The 21,419-nt window shown below is 32.4% G+C and carries 16 protein-coding genes, 1 pseudogene and 1 riboswitch; of the genes and pseudogenes, 4 read left to right on the top strand and 13 right to left on the bottom strand.

The genetic code is table 11. From position 1 onward, the window contains the following. Positions 1 to 6 precede the first annotated feature (6 nt). The 4 genes and pseudogenes from bsdE14_RS14560 to bsdE14_RS14545 form a co-directional block, all read left to right on the top strand. Complete coding sequence (locus tag bsdE14_RS14560; RefSeq protein ID WP_264850701.1) at positions 7 to 1,116, top strand: GerAB/ArcD/ProY family transporter; 1,110 nt, start codon at positions 7 to 9, stop codon at positions 1,114 to 1,116. Positions 1,117 to 1,327: 211 nt separating this feature from the next. Further along, positions 1,328 to 1,741: a YmaF family protein gene (locus bsdE14_RS14555; protein WP_264850700.1), complete on the top strand. Its 414-nt coding sequence runs from the start codon at positions 1,328 to 1,330 to the stop codon at positions 1,739 to 1,741. Between the two features lie 471 nt (positions 1,742 to 2,212). After that, on the top strand, positions 2,213 to 2,605 hold the full coding sequence (locus tag bsdE14_RS14550) for a spore coat protein (protein ID WP_309298138.1): 393 nt from the start codon (positions 2,213 to 2,215) through the stop codon (positions 2,603 to 2,605). 465 nt (positions 2,606 to 3,070) lie between these two features. After that, positions 3,071 to 3,178: pseudogene (locus bsdE14_RS14545) on the top strand (site-specific integrase); the annotation flags it as partial. Between the two features lie 45 nt (positions 3,179 to 3,223). Here bsdE14_RS14545 and guaA read toward each other — a convergent pair. From guaA to bsdE14_RS14480, 13 genes are all read right to left on the bottom strand, one after another. Beyond that, the gene (guaA, locus tag bsdE14_RS14540) at positions 3,224 to 4,756 is read right to left on the bottom strand and encodes a glutamine-hydrolyzing GMP synthase (RefSeq protein WP_264850698.1); all 1,533 of its coding nucleotides are present in this window, start codon (positions 4,754 to 4,756) and stop codon (positions 3,224 to 3,226) included. Between the two features lie 18 nt (positions 4,757 to 4,774). Continuing rightward, the gene (gene guaB, locus bsdE14_RS14535; protein ID WP_264850697.1) at positions 4,775 to 6,229 is read right to left on the bottom strand and encodes an IMP dehydrogenase; all 1,455 of its coding nucleotides are present in this window, start codon (positions 6,227 to 6,229) and stop codon (positions 4,775 to 4,777) included. Between the two features lie 240 nt (positions 6,230 to 6,469). After that, a riboswitch (purine riboswitch) is annotated at positions 6,470 to 6,567 on the bottom strand. 45 nt (positions 6,568 to 6,612) lie between these two features. Next, positions 6,613 to 7,359 (bottom strand): prepilin peptidase, encoded by a 747-nt coding sequence (locus tag bsdE14_RS14530; protein WP_264850696.1) that lies wholly within the window; start codon positions 7,357 to 7,359, stop codon positions 6,613 to 6,615. A 95-nt stretch (positions 7,360 to 7,454) separates the two neighbouring features. Then, the gene (locus bsdE14_RS14525; protein WP_264850695.1) at positions 7,455 to 10,679 is read right to left on the bottom strand and encodes a vWA domain-containing protein; all 3,225 of its coding nucleotides are present in this window, start codon (positions 10,677 to 10,679) and stop codon (positions 7,455 to 7,457) included. A 23-nt stretch (positions 10,680 to 10,702) separates the two neighbouring features. Then, on the bottom strand, positions 10,703 to 11,263 hold the full coding sequence (locus bsdE14_RS14520; protein WP_264850693.1) for a prepilin-type N-terminal cleavage/methylation domain-containing protein: 561 nt from the start codon (positions 11,261 to 11,263) through the stop codon (positions 10,703 to 10,705). 20 nt (positions 11,264 to 11,283) lie between these two features. Further along, complete coding sequence (locus tag bsdE14_RS14515) at positions 11,284 to 13,620, bottom strand: hypothetical protein (protein WP_264850692.1); 2,337 nt, start codon at positions 13,618 to 13,620, stop codon at positions 11,284 to 11,286. Positions 13,621 to 13,634: 14 nt separating this feature from the next. Continuing rightward, positions 13,635 to 14,549, bottom strand: coding sequence for a type IV pilus modification PilV family protein (locus bsdE14_RS14510; protein WP_264850691.1), 915 nt, complete (start codon positions 14,547 to 14,549; stop codon positions 13,635 to 13,637). A gap of 41 nt (positions 14,550 to 14,590) precedes the next feature. Then, a complete protein-coding gene (locus bsdE14_RS14505; protein ID WP_264850690.1) occupies positions 14,591 to 15,805 on the bottom strand; it encodes a hypothetical protein in 1,215 nt (404 codons plus the stop codon). Next, positions 15,786 to 16,361, bottom strand: coding sequence for a PilN domain-containing protein (locus tag bsdE14_RS14500; RefSeq protein WP_264850689.1), 576 nt, complete (start codon positions 16,359 to 16,361; stop codon positions 15,786 to 15,788). The genes bsdE14_RS14505 and bsdE14_RS14500 overlap by 20 nt, the downstream gene beginning before the upstream one ends. 13 nt (positions 16,362 to 16,374) lie before the next feature. After that, positions 16,375 to 17,538, bottom strand: coding sequence for a type IV pilus assembly protein PilM (gene pilM, locus bsdE14_RS14495; RefSeq protein ID WP_264850688.1), 1,164 nt, complete (start codon positions 17,536 to 17,538; stop codon positions 16,375 to 16,377). A gap of 105 nt (positions 17,539 to 17,643) precedes the next feature. Continuing rightward, entirely contained in the window at positions 17,644 to 18,099 is a 456-nt protein-coding gene (locus tag bsdE14_RS14490) for a prepilin-type N-terminal cleavage/methylation domain-containing protein (protein ID WP_264850687.1), read from the bottom strand. 30 nt (positions 18,100 to 18,129) lie between these two features. Then, complete coding sequence (locus bsdE14_RS14485) at positions 18,130 to 19,335, bottom strand: type II secretion system F family protein (RefSeq protein WP_264850686.1); 1,206 nt, start codon at positions 19,333 to 19,335, stop codon at positions 18,130 to 18,132. Positions 19,336 to 19,363: 28 nt separating this feature from the next. Next, positions 19,364 to 21,058 (bottom strand): GspE/PulE family protein, encoded by a 1,695-nt coding sequence (locus bsdE14_RS14480; protein ID WP_264850685.1) that lies wholly within the window; start codon positions 21,056 to 21,058, stop codon positions 19,364 to 19,366. Between the last annotated feature and the right edge of the window lie 361 nt (positions 21,059 to 21,419).

Here is a 21,419-nt window from a genome sequence, read left to right as displayed (position 1 = left end):
GAAAACGTGAAGATTAAAATATCAGTATATCAATTATTTAGCCTTATGGTAATGCTTCCTTATGCTACTGCTTCCTTGTATTTCCTTACACCTGAACTTAAGCAGAATGTTTGGATTGGCATATTAGTTTATATTTTGCCCAGTATTGCTTTACAGTGTATATACTTATACCTTTTTAAAAAATATCCTAAAGATACTATAGTAAGCTATATGCCTAAAATTCTAGGAAAATTCATAGGGACTATACTTAGTGTAGTTTACATATTATACTTTGCCTATATAGCTGCAAGAGATTTAAGAGATTTTGTTGAACTCTTACTTACTGATGTCATTGCATATATGCCACCCTACGTAATTTACATATGTATTATGTCTATAGTTACATATGGTATTTATAAAGGTTTTGAAAATGTGGCAAGAATGGCAGGTGTGATAATAATTGTTTTTGCTTTGTCTCTTGTTATAGAAAGCACTTTTCTAATGATTACTCCTCACGCTATTGATTTTAAAAATCTTTTACCTATAGCTGAAGATGGGCTAATAGATATAATAAAAAAAGGGTGGCCATTAATAACGTTTCCTTATGGTGAAACAATCACATTTACTATGTTATATCCTTACGTAAATCAACCCGAAAAAGTAAAAAGTGCAGCCTACTTATCCATTATAGTAGAAGGAATAATCTTGAGTCTAGTAAACGTAATGTTCATTGTGTCGTTAGGAGCACAATATGCAGCGTTAAGTATATTTCCTCATATAGTGGCAATGCGTCTAATTAGATTTGGAGGTTTTATAAATAGGTTTGACATATTACTAGTGATACTTATGATTTATGCTGCCTTCTTTAAAATCAGCGTACTTACTTACGTATCTGTGCTAGGAACAGCTCAAATTTTTAAATTGAAGGATACAAAGACACTTGTAGTCCCTTTCTGCGTTGTAATTGGCATAGCCTCAGCTTTGATAGCACGAAACTATCCTGAGCATATTAAACTAGGATTAGATTTCACAGTAAAATACATCCATATACCAGTGCAGATTGTCATACCTCTTGTCGTTCTATTAGTTTATAATATAAAAGTGTTATTTCAAAAGAAATTAGGTAACTATAATTAATTATAACCACTTTAAAATCCCATTGCGGTGGAGCATTGCTACAAGAATAGCTCTGGAATACTCCGGAGCTATTTGATATTTCTTACGAATCAATCCGAGTTACAAACAAGTGATAAATACTATTCATTCTTTAATAAATCTTCTTAATTATGTAGCGTTTTCATTAGTATTGCATAGTATATACTGACCTAATAAAGAAGGAGGTTTTCTTATGAGTTACAATGGACACCATAAACATCACGAAACAGATTGCAGTTGCTCAGATAATCATAAGCAGCATAACCATAATTCCTCTGATGAAGATTGCTCTGAAGAACAAAGACATGTTCACGAATTTTTAGGAAGCACTAGACTAGCTGAACTTGAAGAGGATCCTCACAACCATAGATTTGCTGGTGTTTCTGGTGAGGCAATAGGAGAAGAAGAATGCCATGTTCACAAAATAAATACAAATACTGATTTCTTCGAAGATCACTTTCATGAAGTAATTGTTACAACAGGACCAGCTATTAAAGTAGGAAGGAACAAGCATATTCACTTTGTATATGGAGTAACTACAGAAAGGGATGGACATGTTCACAAATTTGTATTTGCAACTCTTATTGATAACCCAATAGGACAATAAATTATTTTAGTTCAGCTAATATTGTACAAGCAGTATTGGCTGGACATGTTTGTTTTCCACTTACTTTGATATTGATTTTGAATTCACGCTCATGAGCTGCTTTGATACCATTATTATGTTATTATTTGTGAGAGAAGGTTTTGCCCCACATCAAGTTTTAATCCTTCAATGCAAAATAGTAAAATACTACGCTCGTCTACTATTTCATCATACGGTATCTCATCAATATAGAACTTCTTAAGAGTATCATACTTTTCTACTATACATAATTTTATTTGCTTCTGTCTTAATGCTTACATTGCCATGTCTATATGAGCTATCATAATCAATGTTTTACTTTTGCTTCTTTTCCTTATCAAAATCTCTTATTGCATCTTTAGTAACCTTTTTCTATATATGGAATATATTATATTACAGATAAGGGCATGTCCACTATCAATAATATAAAAGTAGGTGATTAATATAATGACTATGTCAACACAAGAATCTCAAAATCAATCTATTAAAAATGAAACAATGTGTCAAAACAGACCTGTCACAATTGGTGCAACATGTGTTGCCGAATTAGCTCCTAACGTTTTTGTATTACTTGTTGAAATAGAAATAACTGTAATGGGCCAAGAAACCGAACAAGTGTTTGCAATAAGAATAACACCTGCTCAAGCGGCAGCATTAATACGATTAATTGGCCGCTGTCAAATAGTAGGTCCAGATGAAATTCCAACTTCAGTACCTGGAAGAGAGGTAAATCTTATTTGTGCATTTGTATTTGGCGAAAATGTATTTTTGGTATTTGATGTTGAAACCAACAGAACAGATGAGCTTGTTTTAGTTAGAGTTCCTCTATGCACAATTGTTGGATAAAACTAAAAAACTAAATTGTATCAATGAACTATAATGTTGAATAGTACAAGCACTATAAAAAAACAAATATTTTATAGTATTAAATAAAGGGTTAGTGTACTGGATATAATTTTCAGTGCACTGACTTTATTTTATAATTTCTTAATCCTCTAATTTAATAATTCCTTACTATATTGCTTTATCAATATATTTAAGTAATTCAACATTCTTCACATCATTTGTGCCTCCTACCTCGCCCTGCTTATTCGGATACACGACAACATTGACTATAAGATTATTGTATTTTACAAGGTTTCTGAACTTATCTACAAAGCCGTTTTATGCTCTCCATATACCCTCCCTATTTCCGTTAAACCTAACTGTCATAAAGTTATCTATAATGAATATCCTGCATTATATCCTCTATAGGCTTTTTCCATAAGCTCCAGTATTTTGTCTTCCTCATTCGTATTTGTATCATCATAGAAAATGCAAAGGGTATGTAAAAAAAGTGGTGTAAAAGAAATAAGGATACATGACTTAAGACATTCTCATGCATCCTTACTTATAAAACTTGGGTTTACTCCATTATTAAATTGAAATATGTTGATTTTAAAGGCTTAAAAGCGTTTTTAATTTCTATTCCCACTCAATAGTAGCTGGTGGCTTAGAAGTTACGTCATAAACAATTCTGTTTACTCCTTTAACTTCGTTGACTATCCTACGGGATACTAAATCAAGTACTTCATAAGGTATCTTTGCCCAATCTGAAGTCATACCATCAGAACTTGTTACAGCTCTTAGTGCTACTGTATGGCAGTAGGTTCTTTCATCTCCCATAACTCCAACGGATTGGATATTAGGAAGGCATGCAAAGTACTGCCAAATTGAACCTTCAAGTCCTGCTTTTGCTATTTCATCTCTGAAAATGAAGTCAGCTTCTCTAACTATTTCTAGCTTTTCTTCAGTAACTTCTCCTAGAACTCTTATTGCAAGTCCTGGTCCTGGGAAAGGCTGTCTCCAAACTAAATGATGTGGAATTCCAAGTTCCTCTCCAACAGCTCTAACTTCATCTTTAAACAATTCTCTAAGTGGTTCTAATAGTGAAAAGTCTATATCTTCTGGAAGACCTCCAACATTATGGTGGCTCTTTATAACAGCAGAAGTGTTTGTTCCACTTTCTACTACATCAGGGTAGATTGTTCCTTGAACTAGGAAATCTACTTTTCCAAGCTTTCCGGATTCCTCTTCAAATACTCTTATAAATTCTTCACCTATTATTTTTCTCTTTCTTTCTGGGTCTGACACTCCTTTAAGCTTTCCTAAGAATCTATCTGCAGCATCAACTCTTATTAAATTCATGTCAAATTGCTTCTTAAATATTTCCTCAACCTGATCTCCTTCATCTTTTCTAAGAAGACCGTGGTCTACAAATATACATGTTAATTGCTTACCTACAGCCTTGTGCACCATAACTGCTGCTACAGAGGAATCAACTCCCCCTGAAAGTGCACAAATAACCTTTTTATCTCCAACAATTCTTTTTATTTCTTTTACTTTTTCCTCTGCAAAGGAACTCATGGACCAGTTGCCGCTTACCTTACAAACATTAAATAAGAAGTTTCTCAGCATGGTCTTTCCAAATGGAGTATGTTCTACTTCTGGGTGAAATTGAACTCCATATATGTTTTTCTCTTCATTAGCAATTGCTGCTACTGGGCACTGACTAGTATGAGCAATAACTTTAAAGCCTTTTGGTGCTTCTGCAACAAAGTCAGTATGGCTCATCCAGCAGTTTTCCTTTATTCCTATATTTTCAAATAATAATGAACTATTATCTATGTTTACTTCTGTCTTTCCATATTCTCTTACTTCAGCAGTTTGAACTTTTCCACCTAGTGTATGAGATATAAGCTGCTGTCCATAACAAATTCCTAGAACTGGCACGTTTAAGTTAAATATCTCTGAATCTATTCTTGGTGCTCCTTCTCCATAAACGCTGTTTGGTCCACCTGTAAATACTATTCCAACAGGGTTCTTCTCTTTTATTTTATCAATACTATAAGAGTAAGGAACTATCTCGCAGTAAACTCCACATTCTCTTATTCTTCTTGCTATTAATTGATTATACTGTCCTCCAAAATCCACAACTAAAACTAGCTCTTTGTTCATCTAATCACCTTCTCTTATTTATTGATTTACACTATAGTTTGGTGCTTCTTTTGATATCACTATATCATGAGGATGGCTCTCTCTAAGTCCTGAAGCAGTCTGTACTACAAATACTGCCTTCTCACATAGTTCTTCTACAGTTTTTGCTCCAGCGTAGCCCATACCTGAACGAAGTCCGCCCATTATTTGGAATATAGTATCAGCTACTGCTCCTTTAAATGGCACTCTTCCTTCAACGCCCTCTGGGACAAGCTTCTTATTGCCTTCTTGGAAGTATCTGTCCTTGCTTCCACAAGCCATAGCAGCTAACGAACCCATTCCTCTATATACTTTATAGCTTCTTCCTTGGTATATTTCTGTTTCTCCTGGTGCTTCTTCACAGCCTGCAAACATTGATCCCATCATAACTACCTTTGCACCTGCTGCAACAGCCTTTACTACGTCTCCAGAATATTTTATTCCACCATCAGCTATTACAGGAACTCCGTATTTAGCAGCTGCTTCTGCACAATCCATAACTGCTGAAAGTTGAGGAACTCCTACACCTGCAACAACTCTTGTTGTACAGATAGAACCTGGTCCAATACCAACTTTAACACAGTCAGCACCAGCTTTTATTAAATCTTCTGTAGCTTCAGCGGTTGCCACGTTTCCAGCAATTATTTGTAATTCAGGATATTCTGCTTTGATTTTAGCTACTGCTTCAAGAACTCCCTTGGAATGCCCGTGAGCTGTATCGATAGTTATTACATCTACCCCAGCTTTATATAAAGCTTCAACTCTTTCCATCATATCCCCAGTAACCCCTACTGCAGCTCCGCATAATAATCTTCCTCTTGAATCTTTTGCTGCATTTGGAAATCTTATAGCTTTTTCTATATCCTTTATAGTAATGAGTCCTCTTAGATTATTTTCGCTATCAACTAAAGGAAGTTTCTCAATTTTATGCTTCTTTAATATTTCCTTTGCTTCTTCCACAGTAGTATTCTCAGGAGCAGTTATCAAGTTTTCTTTTGTCATAACTTCATAGATTTTCTTGCTGTAGTTTTTCTCGAACACGATATCTCTATTTGTGATTATACCAACAAGCTTTCCCTCTAAAGTAACTGGAACACCTGATATTCTGTATTTACTCATAAGGCTTAAAGCATCATCAATTGTGTTATCTGGTGCTAGTGAAAAAGGATCTGTTATTACTCCATTTTCTTGTCTTTTAACTCTATCTACCTCAGCAGCCTGTGCTTCAATGCTCATATTTTTATGAATTATTCCTATGCCGCCTTCTCTAGCCATAGCAATAGCCATCTTAGATTCAGTAACTGTATCCATGCCTGCACTCATTAGAGGTATATTTAGCTTGATTTTTTTAGTCAAATTGGTATTGAGCTGAACATCCTTAGGTAAAACCTCAGATTTTTGTGGAACTAGCAAAACATCATCAAAAGTATAAGCCTGTTTTAATATTGTTGCCATTTTCTCAACTTCCTTTCTTCTATATTAATATTGCCATATAGTAAATATTTAATAAGCTTAAGAAATTATTAACTCAAATAGATTGCTCTACGGAAGCTGTTGCGGTCATAAGGCTTGACCAAAGAATTGTAAAAAAGATATGGCACGACTACTTAGTTTACAGTGATTTATATGCATATAGAACAAAAAAAGCATACTGAATCACTCTAAACCATGGAGTGATTGCAGCATGCACTTATGCATATATGCAAACACACCCATAGTCGGAAATTTACGGCTTCCGGTAGAGACTCCCTGCCATATTCAGGGGATATATGAGCTGTATATAATTTTAATTTATTATACTATTTTATTTTATCATTTATGATTTGTCAATGGCATAATTAAATATAAAATGAAATAATTCTTTCACCAAAGAGTAAGGTAAATAATGCTGCTGATGCAATTGACGGGCCAAATGGTATGTAATCGTTTTTAGTCTTTTTCTTTGTCAAGATTAAAAAAGCACCTACTACTCCACCAATTATAAATGAGCTAAATAGCAGAACTATAGACTTCTCAAAGCCTAAGTATAGCCCGCACATAAGTGCTATTTCAAAATCTCCCCAGCCCATTCCCCCTGTAAATATAATAATCAATGCAATGGTTGCTGCTGCAAGAATTCCGCCATAAATATATGACTTAAATTCAAATCCCATAAAATAATTTATTAATATGAAAATTACTCCAAAAGCAATTCCACTATAAGTAGTTATTGAATAAACGTCAGTAGTGTCATAATCAATCATACCTATTACAATTAGAAAACTAATCAGTACTATATATTTTAAGCATTCAACAGTAATGCCGTAGGTTAAGAATAGCCACAAAAAGGCTATCCCAGTAAAGAGTTCTACAAGTGCGTAACGAGGGGATATTTTCTCTCTGCAATATCTGCACCTGCCCTTTAAAAATACATAGCTTAAAACCGGCACAAGATCTAATGGTTTCAATCTAGTATTGCACGAGGTACAATGGGAAGGCGGAAATGCTACAGATTCCTCTCTAGGAATCCTATAGATACATACATTATAAAAGCTTCCTAGCAAAAGTCCTAAACATAAAAAATAAAAAGAATATAATACACTCAACTTTTTTCTCTCCCAAAAATATAATTTTAATCTACTAATAAAAGGACAGCCTTATGCTGCCCTTTTATTATAAAGTATTACCACCCTTTTGTTTACTAAAACAGGTCTGGCATTTCATTATTAATATCAAATTTTAAACTCTTACTACTATTATTAACCGTTGCATTATTAGTAAAGCCTGTAAAAGAACCATCATCACTATTACTTCCTGGACTTTGCATTTGGAAAGTGTAGGTTATTAAATACTTACCTACTTCTGTAAAAGTTATTTTGATATTTGTACTTGCATTTGAATTCAAAGTGGTTTTTATATCTGCATTTGTAACAGTATCTTCAAGGGTACCATCACTTTTTACTTTTTTGATAACTACCTTTATATCATCGGAATTAATTATCTTTGATGGATTTCTTGAGCCTATATCAATATTTAAAACAGCAGATGTCAACTTTAAATCTAAAACAACTCCAGCTTTATAATAATTGTTGTTCATAGAATTTATATTTTTTTCATTACTAAATTGGAAATTACTATCTGAAACATCGTTAGTTTTATCAAGATATAAACCATGTTTATCTATCACTGAATTTCCATCATTTATAGTAAAGGTTATTGAATTTGATGAATATAAATCAGTTATACTAGCATCTATATCTTTATATTTAATCTTGGTATAATTACTACTATCTTTGCTTGCTAATGTATAAGTTCCAAGGGTATTAGCAGTTAATACTAGGTCAAAGGTTATAGGAGCCGCCTCAAAATAAGTCCTATCTGCATTGAGCCTGTAAGCTACCTTTGCAATAGATTCTAAATCAAAAGTAAGTTTTGTAACACCATTTACAGTGGTAGTAGTAAAGTTTGTATAGTCCTTACCATCTTTTCTTATAGCCTTAACTTGTAAACCAGCTGGAATTATAGTTTCATAGGTTAAATCATTAACTGAAACATCCTTTATAAGCTCTCCAGCTATTCCATCATATACCTGCTGCAAATCAGTAGGAGTTTTAGCTTCCTTGTAAACTCCTTTTGCACTATCAGCAATTTGAGTAAGCTTGTCCTTGCTAATTCCATCACTAAAGCCTATAACGTAAGTTCCAATATTTTTTTCAGCTATCTTACCTGCCATATTTTTGCTATAAGTTAATCCATATCCTCCTATATCATTAGTTCCACCGTTCCACATGTAATTGGTTGCAGTTCCGTCATCATAATTTAATTCCACACTATTAATAGAATCAAATCTATATTTGTTATAATCAGTAGAACCAATATACTCCACACTATCTGGATTATCTATTTCATCTACAAATTGTCCACTTTTTCCATATGCATTTATTATATCGTTCAAATTTGCAGGTTTATCAGTAAGATTTTTGTACCCGTAATAATCGTCATATCCGTAATATCCGTAGTATTCACGATATTTGCAATATGTTTTATAAGAAAGTGTATCATTTATATAAGTAAAAGCTGTAGGTTCTCCATCCGTCATAAGCACTATATACTTTTTAGCATTAGAATCCACTTTACTTAATAACCAATATGCTCTTCTAAGCCCGTCACCAATATTAGTAGCACCATTAGGCTGTAATTCAGATACTTGAGTCTTTAGAGCAGTTACTTGAGCCGTATCCCCCATATCAGCAAAATCTTGTGTTTCACCTTTGGCATTTTTAATATCATCACTTGTTGAAAGGTCTACTTCATTTCCAAGTTCAGCCTTATAATTATAGTTTACTAGAGCTATATTAACATTGTTAACTCCTGTAAACCTATTTATAAATCCGCTATTATTATCTCTAGTAACAAGAGTATTCTTTAAGGTATCTAATTTTGTACTTGAATCCAAGGAATCCTTCATACTTCCAGAGGTATCAGTAACCACTACTATATACTTTTCCTTATCATAATCCTCAGGAGCAACGCTATAAAAATCAATTTTTCTAGGTGTAACTGTATTTGTTACCTTTATATCTTCAGTTGTACCATTGATGAGAGTATATTGCTGCTTTTCAACGCTTCTTGAAAAATCTATAGGTGCTTTATTTATTTTAGTAACTGTAGGAGTAGCATTAATATTAACCTTATTAAAATCTCTAGTTCCAGCTTGATTCTTAAAATCAGTATAATTAATTTTAGATACATCACTTAAAGAATAAGTTCCTGAAGCCCCATCCTTAAGCTTTATATCAATAGAAAATTCAATTGGAGTATTCAATTTATAATAATTTACTGTTGAAGTCTGAACAAGAGTATAATCTAAATTTCCTATTACTCCAGACACTGTAGTTGTACCATCACTGTTTGCGCTCTTTTGTAATCCAGCTGGTAAGCTCACAATCTCTATCATATTTGAAAATGTCTCTTGAAACTGTACATTATTTATAGAAAAGTTATTTACAATATTATCCGTAATAGCATCATAAAGCGCATTTAAGTCATTTTGACTTCTAGCTGTATATACTGCTGCTTTTGCATGCTCAGCTATAGTATTTAACTTTCCCCTATTAATATCTGAAGTAAAACCAACCATATAAGAATTAATCTTCGTCGATGCAAACATATCACCTATAGTATTTGCATATTTTAATGAATTACCTGATGCATCATCATAACCTGTACCTTTAATATTATAGGAATAAGGTGTACTATTAGAAGTTAAAAACTTACCATTCCCATCTTCTGTCCACATGGTGGGCTCTCCATCTGTCAATAGAACCATATACTTACTTGAAGCCGTATCACTGTACTGCTGAAGCATATAATAAGCCATTCTAAGTCCAGCTCCTATATTAGTAGCTCCATATGGTGTACTATTCTTTATGTCATTTAATTTATTGTTTATAGTAGTCTTGTTATTAGTAAAACCTAATGCAAGTTGAGCCTCATCAGAATAAGTCACAACTGCTATATCTACATTACTTCCAACACTGCTTTTTGTAAATTTTTGTGCAGCTTCTGCAGCAACCTTCAACCTAGAAAGTCCAACCTGATTATTTTTGTTTGTATCTGAATTTCTCATATCTGTAGTTTTCATACTTCCCGAGGTGTCTATAACAAGTACTATCTTTTTATTCTTGCTATTTTGGCTAGAGCTTGTATAATTGTCAGAGTTAATTGAGTAATTTATCTTTAAAGCTTCACCTACTTTGGCATTAATGCTTGTCCCAGTTTCGCCTTTAGAATTAGTAATAGTTTTATTAAGCTTTAAAAAGCTGTCTAGTTCCGATGCTTTTATATTTAGCTTGCCCGTACAGAATTGAACTAGTATAAAAGCCAATATTAAAAATGAACTTATCTTTTTTAATTTCTTTTTCATACGCTTTCCCCCACTCCTATACTTTACTTATTTCTAAAGTAGACGCTGCTCTGGGTATTATAATCACTAATACCAGCTGATGCCAATTGTACTTCTATTTTTATTCCTACACACTGTCCAAAGGACTTTTCGTCTAAAGGAGTAACTTTAATAGCTTTTACATTTTCCGCTAAGTTTTTTTCAATTCCGCTGCTATCTGTAAAAGAAATTTTACCTCCAACAATTTTATATGTATATTCATAAGCCAAACTTCTTGTACCACTATTATCTGTATTATAAACAGAGAATACTATCTTCTCTAAGTCTTGTGTATCGTATAATGAGTCTAAATCAGAGGTATGGAGAACTCCCGCCTTTGTAGTAATTAGTGAAATCTTTGAAGCTTCCATTGCACTTTTAGTCATAGATTCCATTATAATCTGCGTGTCCATTTGCAACTCTGATTTTTTCGTGGTATCATTCAATGCCTTTTGCTGTGGAAGAAAAAATGAAAAGGCTATAGCTAAGATAGAGGCTGCTATGGCTAAAGCTAATAAAAGCTCAATAATGGTGAATCCTTTTTTACTTTTCATCCATTTAGTCATAATCTCCTCCTCTTTAATAATTATTTTACTATCTTCCAGTTTCCAACCTTTATCAAGTCGCTTTGGAAGGCTTCACCTGTTTCCCCAGCATTGCTAGATGCCGAATTTGATATTGTAACTACTTGAGTTCCTATTGAATAATTATAATTGAATATTTTTTTATAAATATTATCATAATCACCAGCTATTAATTTCATTACAAGGTTATCATTGGAAGAAAAAGATTTTTTATATGTATCCTCAGTTACAAAATCCCCTCCTGCAAGTATAGTACCTGAAAAATTCACTTCACCGTATACTTTTATATTCTTCTTAGTTATTATTATACCACTTATTGGTCCGTTTTTAGCTGTTATTACTTTTGTGGTATCATTATTTTCAAAGCTAACCCCAGCATTTTTCCCCAAAATAATGACATCCTTTGAATCACTTATAAACTCTATATTGTTTCCATTTTTAATGTCTTTCACAATACTACCGTCTAAGATAACCTGCTTAACAGGATTTTTTATAGAGTTATCACTTCCATAATCCGGATTATCATCACCAGTAAATACAGTTTTATTTATCTTCCCAAAGGCATAAACATCGTTTATATCTAATGGACTTTGAACCCCAATTTTACTTAGATTGTCCATTTCGTAAACTTTCTCTGCAAAGCCGTCTTTTAATGTTATAATTCTACTATCTAACTCTGATCTATAATTGCTGCTTACTATTTTTCCATTACTGATTGCAATACCGCTATTTATAAGCTTATCACTGCTATTTGGAAGCTGAATTCCAGCCTTATTAATTCCATTATTACCTGGTAAAAGCTTTAAGGAATCTGCAAGTTCCATATACCTTGCCTTATCAACAATTGTAAGTGCTGCATTATTCTTAAACTTATCTGCAAGTTGTAATGGATCATAATATCCAAATTGCATATTACTTTCACCATATATCTTATCTTCATCTTTAGTAATTTTTCCATCACCTATAGGCTGAGTATATGCCATATAGTTTCCTTTTATAGCTACTGATTCTCCCGTCTGATAAGCTGGATTGGTATTTACATATGCTGCTCCCATTATCACAGCCTCTGTAGCAATATTTATAGATGATCCTCCACTTTTACCTATATCATCAGTATTCACAATTATGCTGCTTGAGGAGTTAAAATCACTATCAATTCCAGGCCTAAAGCTGCTTTGATTATTTATATCATTTACTCCATAATATTTATCTATATTTATCTTAGAAGCTGCAGCATTTAAGCATAAGTCATTTACTGTATACACCGCACCTGTATCTGCTTCACTTCCACTTTTGGGTGTTACATTTAATACACAATTTAAAGCATTTTGAGCTGCAGGTAATGTCTTTTCGCTTTTTCCTACATAAACATTTCTTGCATATATATTCCCTAAAACTTCTACAAGTCTATTTTGCCCATTAATATTAAAGCTGCTGCCTGTTATAACTTTTCCATTAAACGAAACTTTGTTGTTATCAATATCCGCTGCATTAGCTGAAAGTTCATCGTCTGAACCAATTATAATTCCACCATTGTATTTTGTATAAACTTTTTCATTTACAGCTTCAGAATTACCCTTTACAAATACATCACCAGAAATGTTCACACTGCTTTTAATCTTCATGTTTCCATCAATGGATATAGCATTTTTCCATATGGGATTCACTTCTATAGTAACTGATTTGGAATTAACCCCATATGCCTTGTTGTATTCAGCAGCAGATATAGTTAGCACAGCAGTAACTTCTTTTAAGTTAGAAGTTTCTCCTGAGAGAGGTACTTTACTGAAGCTTGATGTCACTTTAATATTCAATAATTCCTTACTATTTACTGTAGTAAAATTTGCACTTCCTCCACCAAAGTCTAAGGTTATAGTAGGCTTGTTTGAGAAAGTAGTATCATAGAGAAGATGATCATTGCCTGCATCATCAACATATATTCCATTGGTTAGTTTAGTTTTTTTATCATTATCATTTAAATATGATGTTATATAAGCTTTATAGGTAGTCTTAAAACGGCTATTAACTTCGGCATCTACTGATGCCTTATTAATACTCCCATCTGGATTTGTATAGGCACTGAGATCAGAAGTTAAAAAGTCATTAGCTGCTTCATTCCCACGTTTCACAGCCTGCTCAACTACCTTCTGCATAGCCCCGCTAACTACGTTTATTCCAGAGTCAGAAGCATACAAATTCTGAGTTTTTTTACTTGACACAATTCTCCTCTGATAATCTGCTGTTAATAATGACAATGTAGTAATACCAATAGTAATAAATACTGCGAACATAACTACTATTGTAATCATGGAAGACCCTTTTTTCTTTTTTACGGTCATATTACTACACCTCCTTAATTCATTAAATTAACAGATGACTTTACATCATAAACCTTTTTTTTAGTTCCATTATCCATTTTATAAAGTGTTACAGTAACATCATATATACCCCTTGTATCACTTGTTGGTACATTGATGACTTTTAAATTATCATATATATTCACATAGCCTCCAATATTAGAAACCGTATTGCTAACTGTTTCGCTATTGTTCTTATAACAATAAACTGTTAATGCTTTACTTGCATCTGAATCAGTAGTATTATAGCTGGAAACCCTTATATCAGAGCTTACCATTCCAGTTTCGTAAACTATTTTAACCTTTCCAGTTTTTCCAGCCTTATTTTGCAATGAAACTATGAGATTTTTTTCATTAATTTTTTTATAATCATACAGCTCAATTATAGTATCACTAACCTCTTTTATATATAAGCTATTAGCTAATGTATAGGAATACTGCTCATATGGTGTGCCATCAATACCCTTACTGGTAAGTTTAAAAGAAGAACTGTCAATCATATCAATAATAACGTCAAAATCACTATCAGATAACGTACCAGCAGTATTTCCCTTATAGGTTTCCCTTCTCTGAAAGGACATATCAGCAATAAAGCCCTGTCCAACATCTAAATTGGTAGCTTTATATCCTATATCATGACCAGTATCAGGAACAACCATTTTATTTAAAGTAATGCTGCCATCTAATAGCCTTATTGACTCTCCAACAGGTTTATTCTTTACTTTTAAATCTTCTATTAGCTTTTGTGCAATTACTGTTGCCTGCTGCTTGCTTTCAGAATTTTTATTAGTCTTTACTGATGTGTTTATCATCATGCTAATAGGTACTATAATTATGCTGAGTATAGCCGCACTTATGACAACTTCAATTAAAGTAATGCCTTTTTTATTTTTAACAAACTTTTTTCTCAAAAGCACAGCCTCCTCTCGCTTTATTGATATACAATTAAATATTATTGATTTTTAAGATTTACTGAATTTCCTTCTCCAGTTAAGGTTACTCTTGGCTTAGAAGTATCATCATTAGATACAATAACATCAATGGACCTTGAAGTTTTATTTATAACTCTTAAGTTAACTCCCACTTGGTCCGCATCGGAAGTACGCTTATTAGAAAATATCGCAATGGAAATATTACTGTTACTCGGTTTAAACTCTACACCAGTTTCATTGTACTGCTTAGGATAAGCGCTTTGATTTGTCTTATACTTATAATAGTATTTTCCGTTCTGCTCAATAAAGGATATTTCTATATTCTCAACCTTATTATTATCTGCATATATATATGACTTTCTTTCTATATCGTTATACTTGCCTAGCATAACTGCAGGTAAATCTGAATTAACAGACCTCACTGACATAGAAAAATCCTTCGCATTTTCTTGTATCTTGCTTGCTTGTTCAATAGATGAGTTAGAAGTCTTTTGATTGCCCTGTGCAAAAGGGTTTTGCTTGCCATATGGATTATTAAAATCCCATTTATAATAATCTGTGTCCATATCTGCGAACTTAGGAATTGATAAAAACTCTAAACTCATAGTTCCGCTGACTTCATTACTAATTCCAGAAATACTTAAACTTGAAATATAAATCTTTCTGCTGTAATTTTCTATATTTTTTATAAGTGAATATACATTATCGTAGCTGCCTTTAAAGTTTATGGTAGCTTTCATAGAAGTATAAGCATTATTATTTCTGGCTTGTACCTCTTCTTTTTTTGCAGAAAGAACTTGTGTATTATACTGATCAACAATTGAATACAGATTAGAATATGCGCTGCTATTGTTATCAACCTTACTATTAGTATCTGAAGAGCTATTTTTCTTATCGCTATCACCATTAGTTGTATTTGCTGAGCCTTCAAGTTTAGACTTACTTAAGAGATCATTAAGCTCAATTAGTGTTTTCTCCTGCCATATCACAGGATAAAGTCTATCTACAGAATCATGTACCTTAGCATTTAATATTTTCATATCATTTTCTTTTTTCGCTGAGGAAGCTATAGTAAGCTTAATATTATCCAGCTTGTCACTGCTCTGTTTTTTTTCTGTTCTCAGGGTTTCTATACTTTTATACTGTTTTGCATAAACAAATTTATGATATGCAAAAACTAAAAGTAATGCTCCAAATATAGCTAACAGTATTTTCTCACTTCTGCTTATTTTCATTATTATCAACACCCTTTAACGTACAATTTATTGAAAACCCGTAGTTCAATTTTGTTGAATCTCCAGCTATACTGCCTATGCTAACCTCTTTAAACTTGTTCAATTTAATAAGATTATGCTCAAATTCCGCTGCAGTGACTATACTTTTGCTTGTGCATTGAAGCTGTATTGAACTTTCATTCATATTAATAGAAGCCAGAAATACATCCTGAGGCATACAGGAAAGAACTTCATTTATTGAAGCTGTATTTACTATATCCTTTTTCTGAAAACTTTTAATTAGAGCAGCAGCACTGTCACTATATTTACTAGTTAAATTATATTTACTATTAGTAGTTTCTGCTTTCTTATATTTTTCTATCAACTTGCTGTCGTTAAGTTCAGCATTTATAGAACGGATTTCTTTTTTCAATGTAATATTATTATATAAATACCAGCCTGTTGTTCCCATCATATATAATCCTACAATAGAAAATAAAACTATTATAAGAAAGTAGTTATTTTTAAATCTCTTTTTAGATTCTATATAAGGGGAAAAAAAGTTAAAATCTCTCATATCAATCACCAACCTAAAGTCTGATTATTGCCCCAATGGCATTAAGATAACGGTTCAAATCACTTGTAACAGCTGCATTACGAAATTCAATATTACCTGAGTTTTCAATCTTTTCTACCTTTAATCCCAGTTTAGAAGATAAATACTCACTAATACCACTTAAGTTAGAACTACCTCCATAAATGTATATCTTGTCCAACTTATTGCCAACCTTTTTATTTTTATAAAATTGTATTATTCTATTAAGTTCTTCTACCCATTCATCTACTACAGATCTAATTACACTGTTTATTTCATCATAGCCAAAATTACACTGTTCTATTTTTCTCTTTTCTGCTTCCTCCATTGGAATGCCATAGGACTTTGAAATTTCTCTATCAATTATGCTGCCACCAGATTTAATTATTCTGGTAAACTCCATTTTATTGCCATTATATATATTAACATTGAGATTTGCAGCTCCCATATCAATGAATGCTGTTGTATCCCCTAAGTTATATTCTCTTTCATTAATACTTTGCATACTACCTGCAAGTTTTTTTATTGAGTTATAGGTTACATCCAGTATATTGGGTTTTAATTTACAATTATTAATAAGCTCATAATACTGCTTTGCCATCTTATGAGGATAGGTTACTACTAATACTCTATACTTTAATATGTTGTCATTTTTTACTTCTTCCAAAACATTGTATTGTACTATATAATCATCCATATTTATTGGAAGATACTGCTGAATTTCATATTTAACTAGGGTATCCAGCTCGTCCACCGCAGCTGCTGGAACAACTATTTCTCTATTTATTATTGCAGTGCTATTAGTTGTACAATTAACTTCCTTAACTTTAATTTGTTCAATAGAAAGTACACCTTCTATTGTCTTTGCCAAATTCATAGAATTTATTATAGTTCCATCACCTAATGCTCCTTCTGGGGTATCCACCATAAAAGCCTTTTCTATAATTACTCTGCCCTTTGAAAATCTTCCTAGTACAATCTTAATCTTCTCCGTGCCAATATCTAAAGAAATTACATTTTTAGTGTTCTTAGGCATAGAATTTAAATCAAGCTTTAATGCCTTTGGTATTTTCTTTACATTCTTTAAGGAAGAAACATCAGTTGAAAGTAATTTTTTTATACTATCTGAACTTGGTACTTTTATCTTTTTTAAATTCAAGGAGCTCACCTCTTTATTTTCTGTAGTATATTTATTGTGGCTTAAATATAAATTGAAGTGTAAAGTTAACAGGGTTAACTTTACACTTTGAAATACTAATTTTTATTATTCTAATGTAACAGCTACTTCACCACTTTTATTAATTTTAACTACATAGTGTGCTCCAGCTTGTTGTGGTGTTTTTACTTCTTTTAAAGCTTTTGCAGTTTCTAACTTTTCTGTATCAGACCAAGTATTATCACCATCAAATGAATTTCCAGTTCCACTAAGAGAAGCAGAAGTAGCAGTAGTTGTAAAATCACTTCCAGCTGTAAATGTAAGTGTCTTAGGCTTAGCCACATCTGCATTATTTTGTGGAGCTAAAGTACTATCAGAAACCAACATTAATACTGTCCTTTTAATAGTTTCGCAACTTTGAGTATCTGCCTTTTTCTTTGAATTATCTCTTACTGCTGAAAAATTAGGTATAGCTATTGCAGCTATAATTGCCATAATAGCAAGAACTATAATAAGTTCAATAAGTGTAAATCCCTTTTTCTTTTTCTTTGCATTTTTGTTCATTTTAATATCCTCCTTAGATTTTTATTTATTTTATTGTACAGTGTTGTACATGCCAAACATTGGTTGTAAGATTGAAATCATTAGAAAGCCTACTATGGTTGCCATAATTACAATCATTATTGGTTCAAGTATAGCTGTAAATGCAGTTATAGCTGCATCTAGTTCTTCATCGTAAAAGTCAGCTGTTTTGTTTAAAATATCATCCAGTGCTCCAGATTCTTCACCTATTTTTATCATTGAGGACAGCATAGGTGGAAATAATCTAGTTTCCTTGATTGGATCAGCTAAACCTTCTCCCATCATCACCTTCTCTCTTGCTTTTTCCAAGGCCTCCTGAACAATTTTGTTTCCAACTACTGAAGAAACAACCTGAAGTCCCTGCACTAGTGGAATACCACTTGCCAGCATTGTAGCTAGTGTTCTAGTAAACCTGGATACTACGATTTTTTCATTTAGACCTTTAATAATGGGAAAAGAAAGCTTAACCTTATTTATGAATAGCTCACCATTATCAGTTTTTAAATAGTATCTTATTAAAAAAATAATTGCAGTTAAGGACAAAAGAACTAGGATGTAATTATTTCTAAGCCCACTACTTAAACCTAAAAGGATTTTTGTACTAGTTGGCAGCTGTACACCACTGCTTGTAAACATTTCAACGAAAATAGGCATTACAAAAACAAGAATTATAGTAATAACAGCTATAGCCACTATGGCTAATACTATTGGATATATCATTGCGTTTTTAATCTTATTGTTTATCTTGTTTTCCTTTTCATAGTGGTTTGACATTCTAAGCATGATGCTATCAAGATTACCACTTACTTCTCCTGTTTCTACCATATTTACTAAAAGCTCAGGAAAAATTTGCTTTTGTTCCTTCATCGCTTCAGAAAGGGTAGCTCCCTTCCTTACTTCTTCTTCTACTTTTACTAGGGCACTTCTAAGCTTTTTATTTGTAATCTGCTCTGCCAAAATATGCAGAGCACTATTAATAGATAATCCAGCATCAAGCATTGTATAAAACTGTCTGCAAAATATTGCTATATCCTTTGTTTTTACTCTAACCATAGAGCTAAAATCTATCTTGGTTCCTTCATTGAGTTCTTCTATCTTTAGTGGATAATAATTGTTAGTGCTTATCATATCCATTACTAAATCTTTAGATGCTGCTTCATAAGTTCCCTCAATTCTTTCACCAGCTTCATTCATTGCTCTATATTTAAACTTTGGCATATATTAGAACCCCTCTTCTTTAAAGTTTTTACTCCTGCAGGTAAGCTGTTTTAACCAATTCATCAATTGTGGTTACACCATTAAGTACTAATTTTTTACAAGCTGTACCTAGAGTCTTCATCCCTCTTTTTAAGGATATATCCTTTAAAGCATCACTATTTCTGCTATTCATTATTAATTCCTTATGTTCTCTAGTTACCTCCATAATTTCATATACACCAGTTCTGCCGGAGTAACCTGAGTTATTGCAGAAGGCACATCCTGAACCTTTGTTTAAGATAACATCCTCATTTTCATCAATTCCAAGTATGTGTTTTTCATAAGCAGATGCAGTATAAGTAGTGCTGCATTTAGGACATATTTTTCTTACTAATCTTTGTGCAATGATTCCAACTACAGAAGTTGCAACTAAATAAGGTTCTATATCCATATCTATAAGTCTAGTAACTGATGATGGTGCATCGTTGGTATGAAGTGTACTTAGTACTAAATGTCCTGTAATTGCTGCTCTTATTGCTATCTGAGCAGTCTCGTTATCTCTTATCTCACCTATCATTACTATGTCCGGGTCTTGTCTTAATATAGACCTTAAGCCATTTGCAAAAGTAAGTCCGGCCTTTGTATTAACGTTAACCTGGTTTATCCCTTCAAGCATATACTCTACTGGGTCCTCTACTGTAATAATATTTTTGTCTTCACTATTTAATTTGTTGAGAATAGTATATAGAGTTGTTGATTTACCACTTCCTGTGGGACCTGTGACAAGTATTATTCCATGCGGATTTTTTATGATTCTGCGTAATTGCTCTAGTTCTTCTTCATTCATTCCCAAATTATCAATGCCTATTTTATAACTAGCTCTGTCTAGTATTCTTATAACTATTTTTTCTCCTGAAACTGTGGGAAGAATAGATACTCTAAGGTCAACTTCCTTGTCTCCTACTTTGGTTATTATCCTTCCATCTTGAGGAATACGTTTTTCAGCTATATTTAAATTTGCAAGAATCTTTATTCTTGTTACTAAAGCCGCTAATGAGTCAATACCTAAGGTAGAAATCTGAATAAGCTGTCCATCTACCCTATATCTAATTCTTATATGTTTTTCATAAGGCTCAATATGTATATCACTTGCTCTTGCTTCTATTGCATTTTTGATAAGATAATCCACCATTTTTACAACAGGAGCATTTTTTATATCATCAAAAGCTTCTTCATCAAGTTGATTTTGATTTCGGCTATCCCCTTGTCTTTCCTTTGAAAGTTCTTCAGCAGCTCTTAAAACCTGCTGGTCTGAATAGTATCTTTCAATATGCTTCTTTATTTCACTTTTTAATGCTATATAAGTTTCCACTTGAAAGCCTGAAGCTATTGCAACATCATCAACGGCAAATATGTTTAGCGGATCCCACATAGCTATCTTTATTTTATTTTCATTAAAACCAAAGGGTATTAAATCATGCTTTAGGCATATACTTTCAGGTACAGCTTTTATAGCCTTCTTATCTATATTAATCATATCCAGGTTTACTCTTTCAAACCCTGTTTGGTCCTCCAGTACCTGAAGAATATCCTCTGAAGTTACTATACCATCGTCTATTAAAAGTTCTCCTATTTTCTTGCCTAAGGTCTTTTGTCTTCTTAGTGCATCTTGAAGTTGGAGCATTGAAATTTTTCCTGATTGAACTAATAAATCTCCCAATCGTCTTTTTACTTTGATATCCATTTCCATACCCCTCATATGTAAATTGTAATATTATAAATAATAATATTTTTTACTGGCATAACACTATATTTTTTCATATAACTAGTACTTTTTTATACGCAGTAGTTCAACTTTAATTATAAATACAGCATATATCATTTACAAGGTAAATAAAAACATAAATTAATACAAATTATATCAATGTTTTAGTACTATTATGGTATTTATAAGCATATATTTATAATTAATTTAAAAAACGGATTTAAGTTTACAAAACACATTATTGACCATTACAAGTTTTTACTTTTATTTTAAAATCAGCTAATTTTATAATATAAAAGCACTTATTAATTTATGTACATTCCAGAAAAATGTAAAAATA

The organism is Clostridium omnivorum (assembly GCF_026012015.1).
In the GTDB taxonomy this organism is placed as follows: domain Bacteria; phylum Bacillota; class Clostridia; order Clostridiales; family Clostridiaceae; genus Clostridium_AX; species Clostridium_AX omnivorum.
Note: the sequence above shows the minus strand (reverse complement) of the source record. Positions and strands in the feature narration are given on the sequence as shown.

Excerpts from the sequence above, each read along its gene's own strand:
- bsdE14_RS14555 (WP_264850700.1), top strand. The coding sequence starts at position 1,328 with ATGAGTTACAATGGACACCATAAACATCACGAAACAGATTGCAGTTGC.
- bsdE14_RS14550 (WP_309298138.1), top strand. The coding sequence starts at position 2,213 with ATGTCAACACAAGAATCTCAAAATCAATCTATTAAAAATGAAACAATG.
- guaA (WP_264850698.1), bottom strand. The coding sequence starts at position 4,756 with ATGAACAAAGAGCTAGTTTTAGTTGTGGATTTTGGAGGACAGTATAAT.
- guaB (WP_264850697.1), bottom strand. The coding sequence starts at position 6,229 with ATGGCAACAATATTAAAACAGGCTTATACTTTTGATGATGTTTTGCTA.
- bsdE14_RS14525 (WP_264850695.1), bottom strand. The coding sequence starts at position 10,679 with ATGAAAAAGAAATTAAAAAAGATAAGTTCATTTTTAATATTGGCTTTT.
- bsdE14_RS14520 (WP_264850693.1), bottom strand. The coding sequence starts at position 11,263 with ATGACTAAATGGATGAAAAGTAAAAAAGGATTCACCATTATTGAGCTT.
- bsdE14_RS14515 (WP_264850692.1), bottom strand. The coding sequence starts at position 13,620 with ATGACCGTAAAAAAGAAAAAAGGGTCTTCCATGATTACAATAGTAGTT.
- bsdE14_RS14505 (WP_264850690.1), bottom strand. The coding sequence starts at position 15,805 with ATGAAAATAAGCAGAAGTGAGAAAATACTGTTAGCTATATTTGGAGCA.
- bsdE14_RS14500 (WP_264850689.1), bottom strand. The coding sequence starts at position 16,361 with ATGAGAGATTTTAACTTTTTTTCCCCTTATATAGAATCTAAAAAGAGA.
- bsdE14_RS14490 (WP_264850687.1), bottom strand. The coding sequence starts at position 18,099 with ATGAACAAAAATGCAAAGAAAAAGAAAAAGGGATTTACACTTATTGAA.
- bsdE14_RS14485 (WP_264850686.1), bottom strand. The coding sequence starts at position 19,335 with ATGCCAAAGTTTAAATATAGAGCAATGAATGAAGCTGGTGAAAGAATT.
- bsdE14_RS14480 (WP_264850685.1), bottom strand. The coding sequence starts at position 21,058 with ATGGATATCAAAGTAAAAAGACGATTGGGAGATTTATTAGTTCAATCA.